Annotated in this window: 12 protein-coding genes and 1 riboswitch; of the genes, 5 read left to right on the forward strand and 7 right to left on the reverse strand. The window is 62.4% G+C overall.

Translation table 11 applies throughout. The features are described 5' to 3' along the window. Positions 1 to 4 precede the first annotated feature (4 nt). Complete coding sequence (locus tag CO667_RS17295) at positions 5 to 1,882, reverse strand: HAMP domain-containing methyl-accepting chemotaxis protein (protein ID WP_097619528.1); 1,878 nt, start codon at positions 1,880 to 1,882, stop codon at positions 5 to 7. Between the two features lie 209 nt (positions 1,883 to 2,091). After that, a complete protein-coding gene (locus CO667_RS17300; protein ID WP_097619529.1) occupies positions 2,092 to 3,495 on the reverse strand; it encodes a DHA2 family efflux MFS transporter permease subunit in 1,404 nt (467 codons plus the stop codon). Positions 3,496 to 3,929: 434 nt separating this feature from the next. Then, positions 3,930 to 4,117: riboswitch (cobalamin riboswitch) on the forward strand. A 41-nt stretch (positions 4,118 to 4,158) separates the two neighbouring features. On the opposite strand from CO667_RS17300, the gene bluB reads away from it, so the two are divergent. Beyond that, complete coding sequence (bluB, locus tag CO667_RS17310) at positions 4,159 to 4,848, forward strand: 5,6-dimethylbenzimidazole synthase (RefSeq protein WP_097619531.1); 690 nt, start codon at positions 4,159 to 4,161, stop codon at positions 4,846 to 4,848. Between the two features lie 25 nt (positions 4,849 to 4,873). Here the strand turns inward: bluB and CO667_RS17315 are convergent, their stop codons facing one another. Together CO667_RS17315 and CO667_RS17320 are read right to left on the reverse strand one after the other, a co-directional pair. Beyond that, the gene (locus CO667_RS17315; RefSeq protein WP_097619649.1) at positions 4,874 to 5,977 is read right to left on the reverse strand and encodes a DUF2865 domain-containing protein; all 1,104 of its coding nucleotides are present in this window, start codon (positions 5,975 to 5,977) and stop codon (positions 4,874 to 4,876) included. 174 nt (positions 5,978 to 6,151) lie between these two features. Continuing rightward, a complete protein-coding gene (locus tag CO667_RS17320) occupies positions 6,152 to 6,748 on the reverse strand; it encodes a demethoxyubiquinone hydroxylase family protein (RefSeq protein ID WP_097619532.1) in 597 nt (198 codons plus the stop codon). Positions 6,749 to 6,910: 162 nt separating this feature from the next. Here CO667_RS17320 and CO667_RS17325 point away from each other — a divergent pair, with 162 nt between their 5' ends. Then, positions 6,911 to 7,447: a ribonuclease H gene (locus CO667_RS17325; protein ID WP_097619650.1), complete on the forward strand. Its 537-nt coding sequence runs from the start codon at positions 6,911 to 6,913 to the stop codon at positions 7,445 to 7,447. Positions 7,448 to 7,513: 66 nt separating this feature from the next. On the opposite strand, the gene CO667_RS17330 is transcribed toward CO667_RS17325, so the two are convergent. Continuing rightward, positions 7,514 to 9,826, reverse strand: coding sequence for an NADP-dependent malic enzyme (locus tag CO667_RS17330; RefSeq protein ID WP_097619533.1), 2,313 nt, complete (start codon positions 9,824 to 9,826; stop codon positions 7,514 to 7,516). Positions 9,827 to 10,078: 252 nt separating this feature from the next. Here CO667_RS17330 and CO667_RS17335 point away from each other — a divergent pair, with 252 nt between their 5' ends. Next, a complete protein-coding gene (locus CO667_RS17335) occupies positions 10,079 to 11,518 on the forward strand; it encodes an FAD-binding oxidoreductase (protein WP_097619651.1) in 1,440 nt (479 codons plus the stop codon). 111 nt (positions 11,519 to 11,629) lie between these two features. Here the strand turns inward: CO667_RS17335 and CO667_RS17340 are convergent, their stop codons facing one another. Beyond that, positions 11,630 to 12,190, reverse strand: a complete 561-nt coding sequence (locus tag CO667_RS17340) for a TetR/AcrR family transcriptional regulator (protein WP_097619652.1) — start codon at positions 12,188 to 12,190, stop codon at positions 11,630 to 11,632. 240 nt (positions 12,191 to 12,430) lie between these two features. Here CO667_RS17340 and CO667_RS17345 point away from each other — a divergent pair, with 240 nt between their 5' ends. Continuing rightward, entirely contained in the window at positions 12,431 to 13,600 is a 1,170-nt protein-coding gene (locus CO667_RS17345; RefSeq protein ID WP_097619534.1) for an efflux RND transporter periplasmic adaptor subunit, read from the forward strand. 5 nt (positions 13,601 to 13,605) lie between these two features. Next, positions 13,606 to 16,758: an efflux RND transporter permease subunit gene (locus tag CO667_RS17350; protein ID WP_097619535.1), complete on the forward strand. Its 3,153-nt coding sequence runs from the start codon at positions 13,606 to 13,608 to the stop codon at positions 16,756 to 16,758. Positions 16,759 to 16,817: 59 nt separating this feature from the next. On the opposite strand, the gene CO667_RS17355 is transcribed toward CO667_RS17350, so the two are convergent. Next, positions 16,818 to 17,567, reverse strand: a complete 750-nt coding sequence (locus CO667_RS17355; protein WP_097619536.1) for a phosphoglycerate mutase family protein — start codon at positions 17,565 to 17,567, stop codon at positions 16,818 to 16,820. Positions 17,568 to 17,573: the final 6 nt, after the last annotated feature.

The following is a 17,573-nucleotide window of genomic DNA, read 5'->3' on the forward strand; positions in this document are numbered from 1 at the left end:
GGCGTCAGAACTCTTCCCAGGCACCGGGAGAAGCGGCGACGGCGGCGTTTCCCGTATGTCGCTGCGAAAAGACTCTCTGTTCCGGGCGAGGTTGGTGAATGCCGGGTTGAGCGGGTTTGGGCTGGCTGGCGGCAGAGGCGCCAACGGTGAACCTGCCGGCCGAATCCTGCAGAAGGCGTCCCTGCGTGCGCAACTCCTGGCAGGCCGCGTTGGTCTCCTCGACCATGGCCGCGTTCTGCTGTGTGGCCTGATCCATCTGATTGATCGCGCCATTGATTTCCTGCAGGCCCGTCGCCTGTTCGCGATAGGACTGGACAATCGAAGCGATGCTGTCGCTGATGCGGTTGATCTGCTCCTCGATCTTCAGGAGGGCATCGCCGGTCTCGTTCACCAGCCCGACGCCCGCCGCAACCTCCTGGCCGGATACGTTGATCAGGTTCTTGATTTCCTTTGCCGCATTGGCGGACCGCTGGGCGAGTTCCCGCACTTCCTGCGCGACGACCGCAAAACCCTTGCCCGCTTCACCGGCACGCGCCGCCTCGACGCCGGCGTTCAGTGCCAGCAGGTTCGTCTGGAAAGCGATTTCATCGATGACGCCGATAATGCGGCCGATCTGGCTCGACGAGGTCTGGATCCGATCCATCGCTCCGATCGCGTCGCGTACCACCGTCGCCGAGACATGAGCGCTGCGCTTGGTTTCCTCGACCAGCTTGCCGGCATTTTCGGCCCGCTGCGACGAGGTTCTGACCGTCGTCGTCACCTCATCGAGGGCTGCGGCGGTCTCTTCCAGGGCGGCGGCCTGCTGCTCTGTCCGCCTGGCGAGCTGATCGGCGGAGGAGGCCAGCTCGCTTGAGCCGCCTTCAACCGCGACGGAGGCGGTCTTAATCTCTGTCAGCGCGGCCGCGACCGCCTGGACCATGTTGTTGAAATCCTGCCGCAATTTGTCGAATTCAGGACCAAGATCGGCCAGCTGTATCGAGAAGTCGCCTGCGGCAAGCTTTTCCAATTCATTGGCGAGCGCGGTCATGACCAGCCGCTGAGCGTTGCTCACCTCTTCCGTCAACAGTGCGTTGCGCGCCCGTTCGGCGTCGAACGAGGCGCTCTGCTCGGCAGCGGCCCGCTCTCTTTCGATCTTGGCAATCGCCTCGTTACGGAAAACCTCCAAGGCCCGTGCCAGGAAGCCGATCTCATCGCCATTTTCCCGGTAGGTGATGGGAGAGGCCAGGTCGCCTTTCTGCAAGGCGCTGATTCTTTCGCTGAGAATCCTGAGGGGGCGGCCGACGAGGCTGCGCATGGCGAGAAGAAAAGCGACAACGGCCATGGCGGTGATCGCGAACTGCGTCAGAAGCGAAATCAGGACCTTCTGCTTGACTTCGGCAGCAATTTTTTCGACCGACCAGTTCGTAACGACGTAGCCGGTAGCCTTGCCTGCCTTATCCAGCGGAAGCGGTGCAATGATCGTCACGACGCCGGCAGATATTCCGCCGTCATCGATCGTCGTTTTTTCCGGCTTGGCGCTGAGGCGCTTCGCCAGATCGGCAGGCGCCGGCAAACCGTCAATGCCGTCGCGCGTCCATGTATCGACAGCGGCGGGTTCCGCATTGAAGGCGGCAAATTGAACAAGGTCGAGCGAGGGATCGTCGCGGTACAGCGAATAGGCTTCGCGAACGGCGTTCGCCTTGCCCCATTTCACGCCGCCGGCAGCCAGAGACGCAAACTGCTCCGCATCCTTGGACCAGTTCGCCTTGGCGCCATCGATCAACGCTTTGGTTTCGTACATCCATGTATAGGCGGCAAAGGCGGAAATGCCACAGAGGTTGACGGCAACGATAATCGCCGCCAGCTTGGCTGTCAGAGGCATCGTTTTCAAAAATTGGAACATGCCGCGGGGGCCTCGAAACGCGGCTCAGTCGGATATGCTCTCGACCGGCCTATCAACACGGGCATCCACGCCGGCGGTCGCAGCATGAGCACTCATGCCCATGTCCCCCTTGCGACCCAAAACGCGCAAACGCAGTGTGTATTCGATGTGTGAATAAATCATAAAGTAGAATGGGATGCCGGAGCACACGCGTGTTATTTCGCTATCTCTCAGCTGTTTTCCGCGATCGCATCTTCGGGCTCGGCCTGCCGGTGTTTGCGGCGGCGCGTCGTCAGCTCCGCGCCGGCATCGCGCGGCAGGCGCAGGAAGGTGATGCAGGCCAGCGCCGAAATTGCCGAGACGCTGAAGAAGGCGGTGTGGAAATCCGAAACCAGCAGCCTACCACCATGGAAGCTGCTGGAAATTTCAAGGATGCCACCGGCGATCGCCACACCCATCGCCATGGAGATGCGCTGGGCAACGGCATTGATCGCGGTCGCCTGGCTGCTGTCGGCATCGTCGACATCGCCGAAGGCCATGGCGTTGACGCCCGAGAAAGCCATGGAGCGGAACAGGCCGCCGATCAGCAGGCAGGCCATGATCAGGAACAGCGGCGTTTCGGCGGTGAACAGGCCGTTGATGCCGAGGAAGATCGCCGCCAGCAAGGTGGTGATCGATATGACGGTCCGGAAGCCGAAGGCATTGAAGGTGCGCGAGGCGGCGAATTTGGATACCATCGAGCCGAGCGCGCTGACGAAGGTGACCGAACCCGATTGCAGCGGCGTCAGGCCGAAGCCGAGCTGCAGCATCAGCGGCATCAAAAACGGCAGGGCGCCAAGCCCCATGCGGAAGTTCGAAGCGCCAAGGATCGCCGCCCGGAACAGGGGATAGCGGAACATTTTCGGATCGAGAAGCGGGTGGGCAGCGCGGCGGGTATGCAGGAGATAGAGGAGGCCGGCAAGGATGCCGATCGCCACCGTGACGTAGCCGTAGATGACGGGCACGGCCGGCAGGCTGATCACCGACAGGCCGAAGACGAAGCCGGAAAAGCCGATGCCGCAGAGGAAGAAGCCGGGAAAGTCCATCGGCCGCGGACTGCGCGGCTCGACCGCCGGCAGGAACCGCGTGACGAGGATGATGCCGAGCACGCCGATCGGGACGTTGATCCAGAAGATCCAGTGCCAGGTGAGATAGGTGGTGAGGAAACCGCCGATCGGCGGCCCCATGATCGGGCCGATCAAAGCCGGAATGGTGAGCCAGGCCATGGCATCGACGAGTTCGTGGCGCGGCGTTCCCCGGACCAAAAGCAGGCGGCTGACCGGCGTCATCATCGAGCCGCCGGCGCCCTGGATCAGGCGCGAGACGACGAAGGCCGCGATCGAATTGGAAAGGGCGCAGGCGACCGAGCCGATCATGAAGACGAAGATCGCCAGACGGAAGACATTGCGTGCGCCGAAACGATCGGACATCCAGCCGCTGATCGGAATGAAGATCGCCAGCGCCACGAGATAGCTGGTGACGGCGAGCTTCAGCGCGATCGGCGAGGTGCCGATATCGGCCGCGATCGCCGGCAGGCTGGTGGCGATCACGGTCGAATCCATCTGTTCCATGAACAGGGCGACCGCGAGGATCATGGGCGTGAGGCGGGGCACGGGCGACCGGGATGCTGCAAGGGACTGTATCGTCCATACGCCTTCGGTGGCGATAAGGCCATAGAAACTATCGATGAAAGGGGTTGCCGAACCGCTTCAAACCGACGCGGGGCGGGCGGTGCGCCACTCATTATTGCCCCTTCACTGGCGCTCAGGGCATTCGCAGTTTCACTGCCCACCCCTCAACGGTCTATCGCTACCCTCTCCTCCCTCATTCCTGTGCTTGTCACAGGAATCCAGCCACGGCGCGTCGGCGCCGTGAATGAATCAATACTTCAACGGAAAGAGTCTTTCGCGCCCAAGGACTTGGGCGCACTGGATTCCTGTGACGAGCACAGGAATGAGGGAGGAATGTGTGGCTCCACGTGGTTCCCGATTGCGACATCGGAGCCATCTTGCCGCCACCGCACTTTCCTGAAATAGATGCGCTGTCAGGTGCCCGCCGATGAGGCGGGAGAATCGGGAATCCGGTGCAAAGCCGGAACGTGCCCAACGCTGTAAGGCCGACGCTTGCCGCATCACTACGCCACTGGCTTTTGCCGGGAAGGCTGCGGCAGACGGATGACGCCAAGTCAGAAGACCGGCCTGGCAAGATGGACCCAACCCGCGCGGACGGCGGGCGGTTGCGTTGTTGGGGATTTGACGATGCGACCCTTTGATGAGGATGCCCTTTTGGCGGCGTCCGGTTTTTCGCTGGCCGAACGCGAGGCCGTTTATCACGCGATCATGACGCGGCGTGACGTGCGCAGTCAGTTTCTGCCCGACCCCTTGCCCGAGGATGTCGTGGAGCGGCTGCTGACGGCTGCCCATCATGCGCCTTCCGTCGGCTTCATGCAGCCGTGGAATTTCATTCTGGTGAAAAGTCCAACCGTGCGCGCGCGCATCCAGGATGCTTTTTCGAAGGCCAACGAGGAAGCGGCTTTGATGTTTGAGGGCGAGCGGCGGCAGGTCTACCGTTCCCTCAAGCTCGAAGGCATCGTCGAGGCGCCGCTCGGCATATGCGTAACCTGCGATCCCACCCGCAGCGGCAGCGTGGTGCTGGGGCGCACGCACAATCCCAGGATGGATAGCTATTCCACAGTCTGCGCCATCCAGAATCTCTGGCTTGCGGCCCGCGCCGAAGGGATCGGTATCGGCTGGGTCAGTATCTTTCGCGAGGGTGACCTGAAGAGCATTCTCGGCATACCCGAGCATGTCGAAGTGGTCGCCTGGCTCTGCGCCGGTTTCGTCGACAAGCTCTACGACGAGCCGGAACTCTCCGTCAAAGGCTGGCGGCAGCGACTGCCGCTCGAGGAGCTCGTGTTTCACGACGGTTGGGGACGGAGGGAGCGTTGAACAGCGTCCTCGAACCCGGCTCGGCCTATCGCTGCTGCTGCTGCTGCTGCGGCTGCGGGCCAGGCGTTGCCGGATTGGCAAGGTCGATGGAGCCCTGATCGCCGGCGAGGAATTGCGGGCCGACCTGGCGGACCTTGTTCTGTGTGGGATCGTAAGGACGGTCGGGAACGGATGGCTGCGGCGCGGCAACGGCAGCATCCTTCGCCGGCGGATTGGTACGGATTGATGTGATCGAGCCCTGTTGCGGCGGTTCGCTCAGGGCTTGCTTGCCGCGCATCTCGTCGTAATAGGCGGTGAGATTGCAGGCGCAGGACGTCTTTTCGCCGGGCGAGCGGTTCTTATAGGCAAAAGCGTTCTTCATGGCGCTGTAGGGCGTGCCGGTTGCGACCGAGATCATATTCGAGGCTTCGGTGCTCGTCACGTCACGATAGAACAGCTCGGTCTCGATACCCGGGCACATCTTGGCGCAGGTCTCCGCGTCGCGGCCGAAATCGACCGAAGTGGCGTTCGAGCTGATCGGGAAGAAGCCGCCGTCGCAGCTGCGCACGCACATGGTGCTGACCGGCGAGAGCATCTCGGCCCGCGGCAGGCCGAAACGCGGATCGACCTCTTCACCGCCGCCGAGCGGAATGAAGGTATCGTTGCGCATCGCCTGCTCCTCAATGCTCGGGGCGGGGTCGGCGGCGCTGCGGTCGCTCGGCGCATAGAAGTTTTCGCTGTTACAGCCATTGCTGTCGAGAGCGGCAATCAGTTCGCGGCGCTCGCCATCATCGCGGCTTTGGTCGGCCAACTCGTTGCGGCGGTCCTGGAGATAACCGATATTGTCGATCATGCGGGCTTCGGCCTGCGACAGCTCGGCGCAATAATCGTCATTCTCGCCGCCGATCACGACCATGCTGCCGGAGGTGCAGCCATTGCTGCGCAGTTCGTTGCGGACCTTGCGCAGCTCGAGGTTCTGCTCGGCCATGGCGCTGGCATATTGGCGCGCTTCCGGGCCGTTGCCGTTGCCGATCGATCGCGGCAGGTCGGCGAGGCGGCCGCGCAGATCCTCGCAGACGGCACTCGTCTGCGCGGCGGCCGGCGTCGCGAAGGCAAGGAGGAGGGCAAGAGACAGGTTTCGGCGTTTCACGGCGTCGTCCGGGGTGAGCAAAAAGTCGATCGGTCGATTGCGGCCTCGATCGCCGCGCGTTGTCCCTTAAGGTGTTTCTCTTAATAAGCTTGGAGAAAATCCTAGCGCATTTTCGCGATCTTATCCAGCAGACGCGGGCCATCTTCCGTTAGGGGAGGTCGGGACAGCTTCCTGTTAAATCTGCCTGGACCGTGCCATCTCGGCGCGCATCCAGCTTGAGTCTCCCCATGTGGAGAGCCAGATCATCAGATCGGTGAGCGCGGCGACGACGGGCAGAAGCAGCGCGTGGCCGACGCCGCGCCGTGTCTGGTTCTTCTCGGCTTCCCTGAGGTGAGCCAATTCCTCTTCCTGAATCGAGTCAATAAGGCCGTGAAGCTGCGGGTCACGGGTTTCCAGGAAAGCCAATTGATCCTCCAGATGACGGTGAACCGTGCTTTCAACCGCCTCGGTACAGATCCAGACCATATTGCGCCCACCGAGGGCCGTCAGGAAACCGAGCAGATAGCCTCCGAGGCTCCAGAATGCCATGACGCGGCATGGCCTGGCATTCCTTGAGGGCATTGCGTCGCGAAACAGGCGGCAGTGCTCGATTTCGTCGTCCCGCATGTCACAAAGTGCCGGCACGATGTCAGGAAACAGCCGGCGGGCCATCCAGATCTGTGCCCCGTAGATACGAATTGCGCCGAACTCGCCGGCATGATTGACCTTGAGAATACGACGAACGGTTACGGCGCGATCGCGCTGACCGGCACTGCTTGACGGATTATCCATGATCCACGTTGCCCCACAGTTCCCCGTCGGCAATAGGCACTGTTGCCGCCGCCATCGTCAATGGTTGACACAACCGATGAGGTGCAATTCGAATGTCCGCTTCGGGGCGGGCAGGCAGTCGCAAATCGCGCTGGCGCAGCGAAGGCGAAAAGAGCGGAGAACATGACGAGCATTTCCAACGAGCTTCACGTCCCCGAGACAACAGTCGGAAGATCGGAAGCCCAACACGGCCTCCACCTCTTCGTCGACGGTTGCTACGAACCCGGTTCCGGGCATGGGGGCTGGGCTTTTGTCGCTTATCGCGATGCCGTGGAAATCGCGTGCGGATTTGGTGGCGTCGAAGATTCCGCCAATAATTCGATGGAATTGGCTGCCGTGCTCAAGGCAGTCCTGTGGATCAATAGTGAAGCAACTGATGAAGCCGTCATCGTCTGGTCGGATTCCATCTATGCCGTCAAAGGCTGCAATGTCAGGCGACATATCTGGAAAAACAACGGTTGGAAGAAAAGCAGCCCGAATGGAAATGCCCGGAGCCGAACGATCGCCAATGCGGAACTCTGGAAGGCGGTCGATCTTCAGCTGTCCCGGAACGCCCTGGTGACCATTGCCTGGTGCAAGGGCCATTCCGGCATTGCCGGCAACGAACGCGCGGATACGCTTGCGGATAAAGGACGCCTGTCGTTGCAGGGCGCCCGATAACTGTTGCATATCAACCGGTTGCCGATGCTCGGGACAAGCCCGAGCATGACGAGATGAGGAACCGACTCACGCCGGCTGCGATGCCTCGACAACGGCCAACGCTGCCATGTTGACGACGCCGCGGGAGGTGACCGAGGGGGCGAGGATGTGGGCGGGCAGGGCGGCGCCGAGCAGGATCGGGCCGACATGCAGGCCGTCGGTCATCGACTTGACGACGCCGAGCGTGATGTTGGCGGCGTCGAGGTTCGGGAAGACCAGCAGGTTCGCCTCGTCGTGCAGCGTCGTGTGCGGCATGACGCGTTTGCGCAGCGCCTCGGTGATCGCGCTTTCGCCATGCATTTCGCCGTCGACCTCAAGATCGGGCGCGGCGTCGCGTACGAGCTGCAAGGCATTGCGCATCTTCGTGGCGCTTTCGGATTCGCGTGAGCCGAAGTTGGAATGCGAGACGAGGGCAGCGCGCGGGGTGATGCCGAAGCGGCGGATTTCCTCGGCCGCCAGCACCGTCGACTCGGCGACTTCCTCGGCAGTCGGATTGAACGTGACGTAGGTGTCGGTGAAGAACGTGGCGCCGCGCTGCGAGATCATCAGGCTGAGTGCGGAGAAATCGCGGACATCCTTGCGCTTGCCGATGATCTGGCGGACATCGCGCAGATGCTTCTCATAGCGGCCTTCGAGGCCGCAGATCAGCGCATCGGCCTCGCCGCGCCTCAGCGCCAGCGCCCCGATGACTGTTGTGTTGGTGCGCACGATGGTGCGGGCCGCTTCCGGGATGACGCCGCGCCGGCCGACAAGCGAGAAATAGAGATCGACATATTCGCGAAAGCGCGGATCGTCTTCCGGGTTGATGACTTCGAAATCCTGCAGCGGGCGGATGCGCAGGCCGTAGCGCTTCAGGCGCGTTTCGATGACCTGCGGACGGCCGATCAAGATTGGGTCGGCGAGGCCTTCTTCGAGCAGCACCTGGGCGGCGCGCAGCACGCGTTCGTCTTCGCCTTCGGAGAAGATGACGCGCTTGCGTTCGGCGGCCTTGGCCGCGGTGAAGATCGGCTTCATGACGAAGCCGGAGCGGAAGACGAAGCGGTTCAACTGGTCGAGATAGGCGTCGAAATCCTGGATCGGGCGGCGCGCCACGCCGCTCTGTTCGGCAGCCTTGGCGACCGCGGGCGCAATGCGCAGGATGAGGCGCGGATCGAAAGGCGAGGGGATGAGGTAATCGGGACCGAAGACCGGGGTCTCGCCGGAATAGGCGCGGGCGGCGACGTCGGAGGGCTCCTCGCGGGCAAGGGCGGCGATGGCGCGCACGGCCGCCATCTTCATTTCCTCGTTGATCGTCTCGGCGCCGCAATCGAGCGCGCCGCGGAAGATATAGGGGAAGCAGAGGACGTTGTTGACCTGGTTGGCGAAATCTGAGCGGCCGGTGCAGATCATCGCATCGGGGCGGGCAGCACGGGCGAGATCCGGCATGATCTCCGGCGTCGGATTGGCGAGCGCCATGATCAGCGGCTTGTCGGCCATCTGCGCCAGCAATTCCGGTTTCAGCACGCCGGCGGCCGACAGGCCGAGGAAAACGTCGGCGCCGCCGATGTTTTCGGCCAGTGTGCGGGTGTCGCTCTTCTGGGCATAGACGGATTTCCATTCGTCCATCAGCTCGGTGCGGCCCTCATAGACGAGGCCTTCGAGATCGTGGACCCAGATGTTTTCGCGCTTGGCGCCAAGGATCACCAGGAGATTGAGGCAGGCAAGGGCGGCGGCACCCGCGCCGGAGGCGACGATCTTGATGTCGGAAATGTTCTTGCCGGCGAGTTCCAGGCCGTTCAGGATCGCGGCGGCGACGATGATCGCCGTGCCGTGCTGATCGTCGTGGAAGACCGGGATCTTCATCTTCTCGCGCAGGCGACGCTCGACCTCGAAACATTCCGGCGCCTTGATGTCTTCGAGGTTGATGCCGCCGAAGGTCGGCTCCAGCGAGGCGACGGTCGAGACCATCTGGTCGACGCTTGCGGCATCGATCTCGATATCGAAGACGTCGATGCCGGCGAATTTCTTGAAGAGCACGGCCTTGCCCTCCATGACCGGTTTTGAGGCGAGCGGGCCGATATTGCCGAGGCCGAGGACGGCGGTGCCGTTGGAGATGACGGCGACGAGATTGGCGCGCGAGGTATATTCGGCTGCCATTTCGGGATTGTCGCGGATCGCAAGGCAGGGGGCGGCAACGCCGGGCGAATAGGCGAGTGCCAGATCGCGCTGGTTACCGAGCGGCTTGGTCGCCTGGATCTCCAGCTTGCCGGGGCGGGGATAGCGGTGGAAGAAAAGCGCCTGTTCGTCGAGATCGCCGCTCGTCAGGTTCTTTTCCGTCTTGGACTTTTCCTGGTGATCCATTGCCGCCTCCGTGCACGTCTTTTTTGGAATTCCCTGCATACATCAATCGGCTACGGGGGACAGTATGGAAATGGGGGAAGGGCGAAGTTTTCGTGAGGTGGGCAGAGGGGGTATCCACGCCATGTCCATTCGGCCTTCATGCCAAGCGGCGGCCGCAGCTAGCTAATCCTTTTGGGGAAACTTGTCTGGCGACCGCAACGGGAGCAGGATGCCGCCGCGACGGTGCAGGGCGCCGGTCGCATGGAGGAAATCATGGACAATTTGAACCTGACGACCCTGCAAAGGGGTCAGACAATGGTCAATGACGTGGCCATCGATGCGTTTGCTGCCGGATTTCGCGGCAGTCTCCTGACCAACAAAGATATGGATTACAACGAGGCGCGGGCGATCTGGAATGCGATGATCGATCGGCGGCCGGGCCTCATTGCGCGCTGCGCCGGTGCTGCCGATGTCGTGCGGGCGGTGCGGTTTGCACGCGACAATAATCTGCTCGTTTCGGTGCGTGGCGGCGGGCACGGCATTGCCGGAAATGCCGTTTGCGAGGGCGGTATCGTCATCGACCTGTCGGCGATGAAATCGGTGCGCGTCGATCCGCAGACCAAGCGCGCCAGGATCGAGCCGGGCGCAACACTTGCCGATGTCGACAAGGAAACGCTGGCCTTCGAGCTGGTGCTGCCGACCGGCATCAATTCCACCACCGGCATCGCCGGCCTGACGCTCGGCGGCGGTTTCGGCTGGCTGACCCGCAAATTCGGGCTGACGCTCGACAATCTGCTTTCGGTCGATGTGGTGACGGCCGACGGCGAACTGGTCAAAGCGAGCGAGACGGAAAGGCCCGACCTGTTTTGGGCACTGCGCGGCGGCGGCGGCAATTTCGGCGTCGTCACCTCCTTCGAGTTCAAGCTCAACCCGCTCGCCGCAGAGGTTCTCGCCGGGCTGGTGGTGCATCCCTTTGCCGATGCGGAAAAGGTGCTGAGGGAATATCGGCAGGCGCTGGAAGCGGCACCCGATGAGCTGACCTGCTGGGTGGTGATGCGCCAGGCACCGCCGCTGCCGTTCCTGCCGGCCGAATGGCACGGCAAGGAGATCGTGGTGCTGGCGATGTGCTATTGCGGAGACATCGCGGCGGGCGAACAGGCTGCGGCCAGATTGCGTGCGATCGGAAATCCGATTGCCGACGTCGTCGGCCCGGTGCCGTTTACCGGCTGGCAGCAGGCATTCGATCCGCTGCTGACGCCAGGTGCACGCAATTACTGGAAGAGCCAGGATTTCGCCTCGCTCTCGGATGCGGCAATCGACGTGCTGCTCAACGCCGTGCGCAAATTGCCGGGGCCGGAATGCGAGATCTTCATCGGCCATGTCGGCGGTGCGGCCGGGCGCGTGCCCACTGAAGCCACCGCATTTCCGCAGCGCAGCTCGCATTTCGTCATGAATGTGCATGCGCGCTGGCGGGAGACCGGGATGGACGGAAGCTGCATCGGCTGGGCGCGTGAGCTCTTCGAGGCCACCAAGCAGCATTCGGTCGGCACTGCCTATATCAACTTCATGCCGGAGGACGAGACCGATCGGGTCGAAAGCGCTTACGGCGCCAATTACAGCCGTCTTGCTGAAATCAAGCGGCGTTACGATCCGAACAATCTGTTCCGGATGAACCAGAACGTCAAACCCACGGCGGCCGTGCGGGCTGCCTGAGGGAATGGCGTGAAATCAAGGCATTTGAGCCGCGCGTCGCTTTACGCGCGGCGCGTGGTGATCCGAATGCGCGACGACTGATGTCGTCGGTCGGAGACAATCCGTTCCTTGTCAGCCTTTGGTAAGTTCGATCAATTCCTGCAACAGAACCGTATCGTCGGAAGCGGCATGGTCGTCAGGCCTCAGAACGTGGGCAAGCCATGCTCCGTCCGCCGCCAGGCGAACGATCTCGAGCCGCATTCCGGCGTCGGTTTCGGCGTGTTTGACGAGCCGGTCATCCATCCATTTATGCCAAAGAGATTTGGAGTAGGGGTCGGCAAGCACGGTCATGGTTTGCGCCGACCATGGGCTGTTGTTGAGGGCGCGGTCGGAAAACAGGGTGTTGACATAGGCGCGGGTGAATGTGCCGTGGCCGCCCTTGTCCCTTTCCAGTTCCTGGTCGATCTCTCGGTCGAGGTTTTCCATCATGCCGTCGAACACGGCCTCTATGAGCGCCTGCTTATTGGGGAAGTGGTGAAACAGGCCTCCCTTGGTCACGCCGGCTGCGCTGGCGACCGCCTGCAGGCTGACGGCAGCCAAGCCATGCTCGAGCGCCAGCTTGGTGGCGCAATCGAGAAGAGCCTGCCGCACGATGTCCGGCTGTTTCTTTCTGTTGCGGGGGCTATCTACCAATGCATGACCTGTGTTCGAGATAAGCTTCGCGCCGAGACGGCCCGAGAGGATCAGTATCACTCCCGGGATCGCCGGGCCATGGGAACTTCGAGTATGAGAAAGCTATCATACCAACCGGTAGGTATCTTGCAAAGCGAAAAAAGATCGACTATTTGTCGGTTCAGGAGGCCCGCCGAACGTCATGTCGGCGGGCTGTGCTTTTTTGGACCCCAGCGGGACCATCAGGAAGGCTTATGAATAATGCTTTTTCGTCCGAAATCATTGCGTTACGCGCTGGCCCTGGCGCTGTTCCTCGGCGCCGGCTTGCCGGCTTACGCTCAGGAAGGCGCGATGCCGCCTGCAGCCGTCAGCGTCCTGACGCTGAATGCCCGTCCGGTTCCGGTTGTCAGCGAATTGCCCGGCCGCATTGCCGCAACGCGCGTTTCGGAAGTGCGGGCCAGGGTTTCCGGCATCCTACAGGAACGGGTGTTTGAGCAGGGCAGCCTCGTTCACCAGGGTGACGTGCTTTACCGGATCGATCCGGCGCTGTTCCGGGTGCGGGTGGCAAGCGCCGAGGCAAGCCTCGAGCGCGCCAGGGCGACGCAGCTCAATGCCCGCCAGCAGCTGGAGCGCCAGAAGTCGCTGCGCGACCGCGATGTCGCAAGCGGTATCGAATATGATGCGGCCGCTGTCGCCCTTGCCCAGGCCGATGCCGATGTCGCGCTGGCCCAGGCTGCGCTCGACGAGGCCAAGATCAATCTCGGCTATACCGAAGTCCGGGCGCCGATCACTGGCATCATCGGCGGCGCGCTGGTGACGGAAGGCGCGCTGGTGACGGCCGATGCCGGCGATGCGCTGGCGATGATCCAGCAGATCGACCCTGTTTATGCCGACTTCAAGCAATCCTCCGGCGACCTGCTGGCGCTGAAGCGGGCGGTCGAGAACGGCAGCCTCGCATCGACGGAAGCCGGAAAGGCCGATATCAAGCTCGTCTTCGACGACGGCACGGTCTATGGCGAAGCCGGAAAGCTGCTCTTCAGCAGCGCCAGCGTCGATGCGACGACGGGTCAGGTCACCCTTCGCGGTGAATTCCCCAATCCGAAGGGCGATCTGCTGCCCGGGCTGTACATCCGTGTCCGCATTGAGCAGGCCGTTCGTGAGAAGGCGATCCTCATTCCGCAACGCGCCGTCATCCGCACGGCCGATGGCAAGGCGCAGGTCTATGTCATCCAGGAGGGAGACGTGGCGCAGCCGCGCGACGTCGAACTCGGTCAATCCTCCGGCAATGAATGGGTCGTCGAAAGCGGCCTGTCGTCGGGTGAACGCCTCGTCGTCGACGGCGTGCAGAAGCTGCAGCCGGGCGCAAAGGTTGCGCCGGAAGAATGGCGGGATGGCCAGCTCGCGTCCGGTGACGCCAGGAAGCCGGAGTAGGATCGATGGCACGTTTCTTTATCGATCGCCCGATCCTTGCCTGGGTCTTTGCGATCTTCATCTCCATCGCCGGCCTGATCGCGCTGCCATTCCTGCCGGTCGCGCAATATCCGAAGGTCGCGCCGCCGCAGCTCAGCATCACCACCAGCTATCCCGGCGCGTCGCCGCAGGATATTTATCAGGGCGTCACCCGCCAGATCGAGGAAGAGCTGAACGGCGTCGAGCATCTTTCCTATTTCGAGTCCACGTCGGATACATCGGGCGCGATGACGATCACCGCGACCTTTGCCGCGGGCACCGATATCGACCAGGCTTCCGTCGACGTTCAGAATGCCATCCGCCGCGTCGAACCGCGGCTGCCGCAATCCGTCAAGGATCAGGGCATCACCGTCGAGGAGGCGTCGTCCGGCTTCCTGATGTTCATCTCGCTGACCTCGACGGACGGCAAGACCGACGAGGTGGCGCTCGGCGATTATCTCAACCGAAACGTCATCGGCGAACTGCGCCGTCTCGAGGGCGTCGGCCGCGCGCAGCTGTTTGCTTCGCAGCGGGCGATGCGCATCTGGATCGATCCCGACAAGATGGTCGGCCTGAGCCTCACCGCATCCGACATCAGCGCGGCGATCTCGGCGCAGAATGCCCAGGTGGCGGCAGGCCAGATCGGCGCGGCACCCAATCCGATCTCGCAGGACCTGACGGCGACGGTGCTGGTCAAGGGGCAACTGACCGACATCAAGGAGTTCGGAGACATCGTGCTGCGCGCCAATGCCGACGGATCGAACGTCCGGCTGCGCGACGTCGCGCGCATCGAAGAGGGCAGCGAGAGCTACAGCTTCTCCACCCGGTTGAACGGGCAGCCGAGTGCCGCCATCGCCATCCAGCTGTCGTCGACAGGCAATGCCGTCAATACGTCGAACCTGGTCAAGGCGAAGATGGAGGAGCTGTCACGCTTCTTCCCTGATGGCGTCGAATATTCCGTTCCCTATGATACCAGCCCGTTCGTCTCGGCATCGATCGAGAAGGTGGCGCATACGCTCGCAGAAGCCGTCGCACTCGTCTTCGTCGTCATGCTCATCTTCCTGCAGAGCTTCCGCTACACCATCATTCCGACGCTTGTCGTGCCGGTCGCGCTGCTCGGGACGCTTGCCGTCATGTATGCCGCCGGCTTCTCGATCAACGTTTTGACGATGTTTGCGATGGTGCTGGCCATCGGCATTCTCGTCGACGACGCCATCGTGGTGGTCGAAAATGTCGAGCGGCTGATGGCGGTGGAAGGGCTGTCGCCGAAGGAAGCGACCAAGAAAGCGATGCGGCAGATCACCGGTGCGATCCTCGGCATCACGCTGGTTCTTTCCTGCGTCTTCGTGCCGATGGCATTTTTCCCGGGCTCGACCGGCATCATCTACCGCCAGTTCAGCCTGACCATGGTTGTTTCAATCCTGTTTTCGGCCTTCCTAGCGCTGTCGCTGACGCCGGCGCTGTGCGCGACTTTCCTGAAGCCGATCAAAGGCCATCACGAGAAGAAGGGTGTCGCCAGCTGGTTCAACCGCAATTTCGACCGGCTCACCGGCCGTTATGCCCGCACCGTCGAGGGGCTAGCCAAGCGCTCCTGGCGGGTCATGGCCGTCTATATCGCGCTGGTCGTCGGCCTTGGCTATCTCTTCGTCAATCTCCCGAGCAGTTTCGTGCCGGATGAGGATCAGGGCTTCCTGATCGTCGACGTGCAGGGACCACCGGAGGCGAGCCGCAACCGCACGGTGGCCTCGCTCGAAAGCATCGAGGCGATCTTCAGGAAGGAGCCGGCCGTTGCCAATGTCGTGGCGATCCAGGGCTTCAGCTTCTCCGGGCAGGGACCGAATGCCGCCCTGGTGTTCGTCACGCTCAAGGACTGGGCCGAACGCGGTGCCGGCAATACGGTGCAGGAAATCTCCAACCGCGCCAATATGCAGCTGTTTGCGCTGAAGGACGCCACGTCCTTCGCGCTCTCGCCGCCGCCGATCGAAGGTTTCGGCACGACCAACGGCTTCACCTTCCGCCTGCAGGATCGCGGGGGGAAGGGCCAGGCGGCGCTGAGCGAGGCGGCGGGCATGCTGATCGGCAAGGCATCCGAGAACCCCATCATTGCCGGTATCCGCCCGGAAGGCATGCCTGACTCGGCCCAGTTGGTGCTGGTCATCGACCGCGAAAAGGCCAATACCTTCGGCGTCGCCTTTGCCGACATCAACAGCACGATCACCGCCAATCTCGGTTCGAGTTATGTCAATGACTTCCCGAATTCGGGCCGCATGCAGCGCGTCATCGTGCAGGCGCAGGACAAGAGCCGACTTCAGGCGGAAGACCTGATGAAGCTCAATGTCCGCAATGCAAGCGGTGGCATGGTGCCGCTGTCATCCCTAGCCATCGCCGAATGGCAGAAGGGACCGGCGCAGATCGTCGGCTATAACGGCTATCCCTCCGTGCGCATTTCGGGCGCTCCGGCGCCCGGATATTCGTCGGGCGCGGCGATTGCCGAAATGGAACGGCTGGCTTCGGAACTTCCCGACGGCTTCGGCTTCGAATGGACCGGGCAGTCGCTGGAAGAGCTCAAATCGGGATCGCAGGCGCCGTTGCTGTTCGGACTCAGCATCCTTTTCGTCTTCCTGCTGCTGTCGGGGCTTTACGAGAGCTGGTCGATCCCGCTGTCGGTCATGCTCGTCGTGCCGCTCGGCGTCATCGGCTGCGTGCTTGCGGTGATGAGCCGGGATATGTCCAACGACATCTACTTCAAGGTCGGCCTGATCGCGATCATCGGCCTGTCGGCGAAGAACGCCATCCTGATCGTCGAATTCGCCAAGGACGGCTTTGCAGAGGGGAAATCGCTGATGGAGGCGGCGATCGAAGGCGCGCGTCTGCGCTTCCGGCCGATCATCATGACCTCGCTCGCCTTCACTTTAGGCGTGGTGCCACTGGCGATCGCCACCGGGCCAAGTGCCGCCAGCCAGAATGCCATCGGCACCGGTGTGCTCGGCGGCATGATCTCGGCGACGGTGCTGGCGATCTTCTTCGTTCCGGTCTTCTTCGTCTTCGTGCTGCGTCTCCTGAGGACGAAGCGGCCGGAGATTGTAAACGAGGAGGCTCCGGCCGGGCAGGAACCGGCAACTGTGACGTCGCCGACGTAAGGCGACGGGTCAGCTAAGCTGAAGAGTTGGCGGGTTACCTTGCGTAACCCGCCGGCGACCTATCCGCCGCTCTTCGGCGTGATCGTCACGTCGGCGCCATAGGCATCGCGCAGTTCACCTTCCTGTCCCGGCTGCCGGTCGGCGGCCTGATGCAGCAGGATCGACTCGTAGCCTTGCGAGCGTGTTCCCTCGATAAGGGTGATATCGGCATTTCCAGGGTTGTCGGAGCGCTCGAACCACTCGACGGGGCGGTGCAGAAAATTCATTTCGACCGCCCGGTTGGTGACGCCATGACCGACGATCACGACGTTGTGGTCGCTATTTTCGGCGTAGCGCATCACGGTCTGGAGGAACAGCCGCACCCGCTGGGCCACATCCGCCCGGCTTTCGCCATCCGGCGGCCGCGCGTAGAACTTGCCGCTATTGCTGCGCAGCCTCGCCCATTTTTCGAACTCCTCGGGAAATTTCTGTTTCTGTTCGGCGTGGTCATAGATTTCGGTGAAAAGACCGAAATCCTGCTCGCGCAGCAGATAATCCTCCCTGACATCGCCGACGACGCTTTCCGGCAGGGCCGAGAGCAAGGCATCCTTGCTCTGCCGCGTCCTCAGGAACGGCGAGTACCAGATCTGCAGCCTGCCGAATTCCGCGCTCGGCAACGCCTTCAAATAGGAGGCGATCGCGCCGCCGGCTTCTACAGCCTGGCGATGGCCCCATTGCGTCAGCGGCACGTTGTGATCGCCGAATTGGCGATAGGCCTGTTCGTTGATGTTGCCGAGGGATTCGCCGTGGCGAACGAGAAAGAGACGCATCAGCCA

The sequence above is a fragment of the Rhizobium sp. L43 genome (assembly GCF_002531725.1).
GTDB lineage: Bacteria > Pseudomonadota > Alphaproteobacteria > Rhizobiales > Rhizobiaceae > Rhizobium.

Coding starts and splice junctions, on each gene's coding strand:
- CO667_RS17295 (WP_097619528.1), bottom strand. CDS start 1,882: ATGTTCCAATTTTTGAAAACGATGCCTCTGACAGCCAAGCTGGCGGCG.
- CO667_RS17330 (WP_097619533.1), bottom strand. CDS start 9,826: ATGGATCACCAGGAAAAGTCCAAGACGGAAAAGAACCTGACGAGCGGC.
- bluB (WP_097619531.1), top strand. CDS start 4,159: ATGCGACCCTTTGATGAGGATGCCCTTTTGGCGGCGTCCGGTTTTTCG.
- CO667_RS17355 (WP_097619536.1), bottom strand. CDS start 17,567: ATGCGTCTCTTTCTCGTTCGCCACGGCGAATCCCTCGGCAACATCAAC.
- CO667_RS17345 (WP_097619534.1), top strand. CDS start 12,431: ATGCTTTTTCGTCCGAAATCATTGCGTTACGCGCTGGCCCTGGCGCTG.
- CO667_RS17320 (WP_097619532.1), bottom strand. CDS start 6,748: ATGGATAATCCGTCAAGCAGTGCCGGTCAGCGCGATCGCGCCGTAACC.
- CO667_RS17335 (WP_097619651.1), top strand. CDS start 10,079: ATGGACAATTTGAACCTGACGACCCTGCAAAGGGGTCAGACAATGGTC.
- CO667_RS17300 (WP_097619529.1), bottom strand. CDS start 3,495: ATGATCCTCGCGGTCGCCCTGTTCATGGAACAGATGGATTCGACCGTG.
- CO667_RS17350 (WP_097619535.1), top strand. CDS start 13,606: ATGGCACGTTTCTTTATCGATCGCCCGATCCTTGCCTGGGTCTTTGCG.
- CO667_RS17325 (WP_097619650.1), top strand. CDS start 6,911: ATGACGAGCATTTCCAACGAGCTTCACGTCCCCGAGACAACAGTCGGA.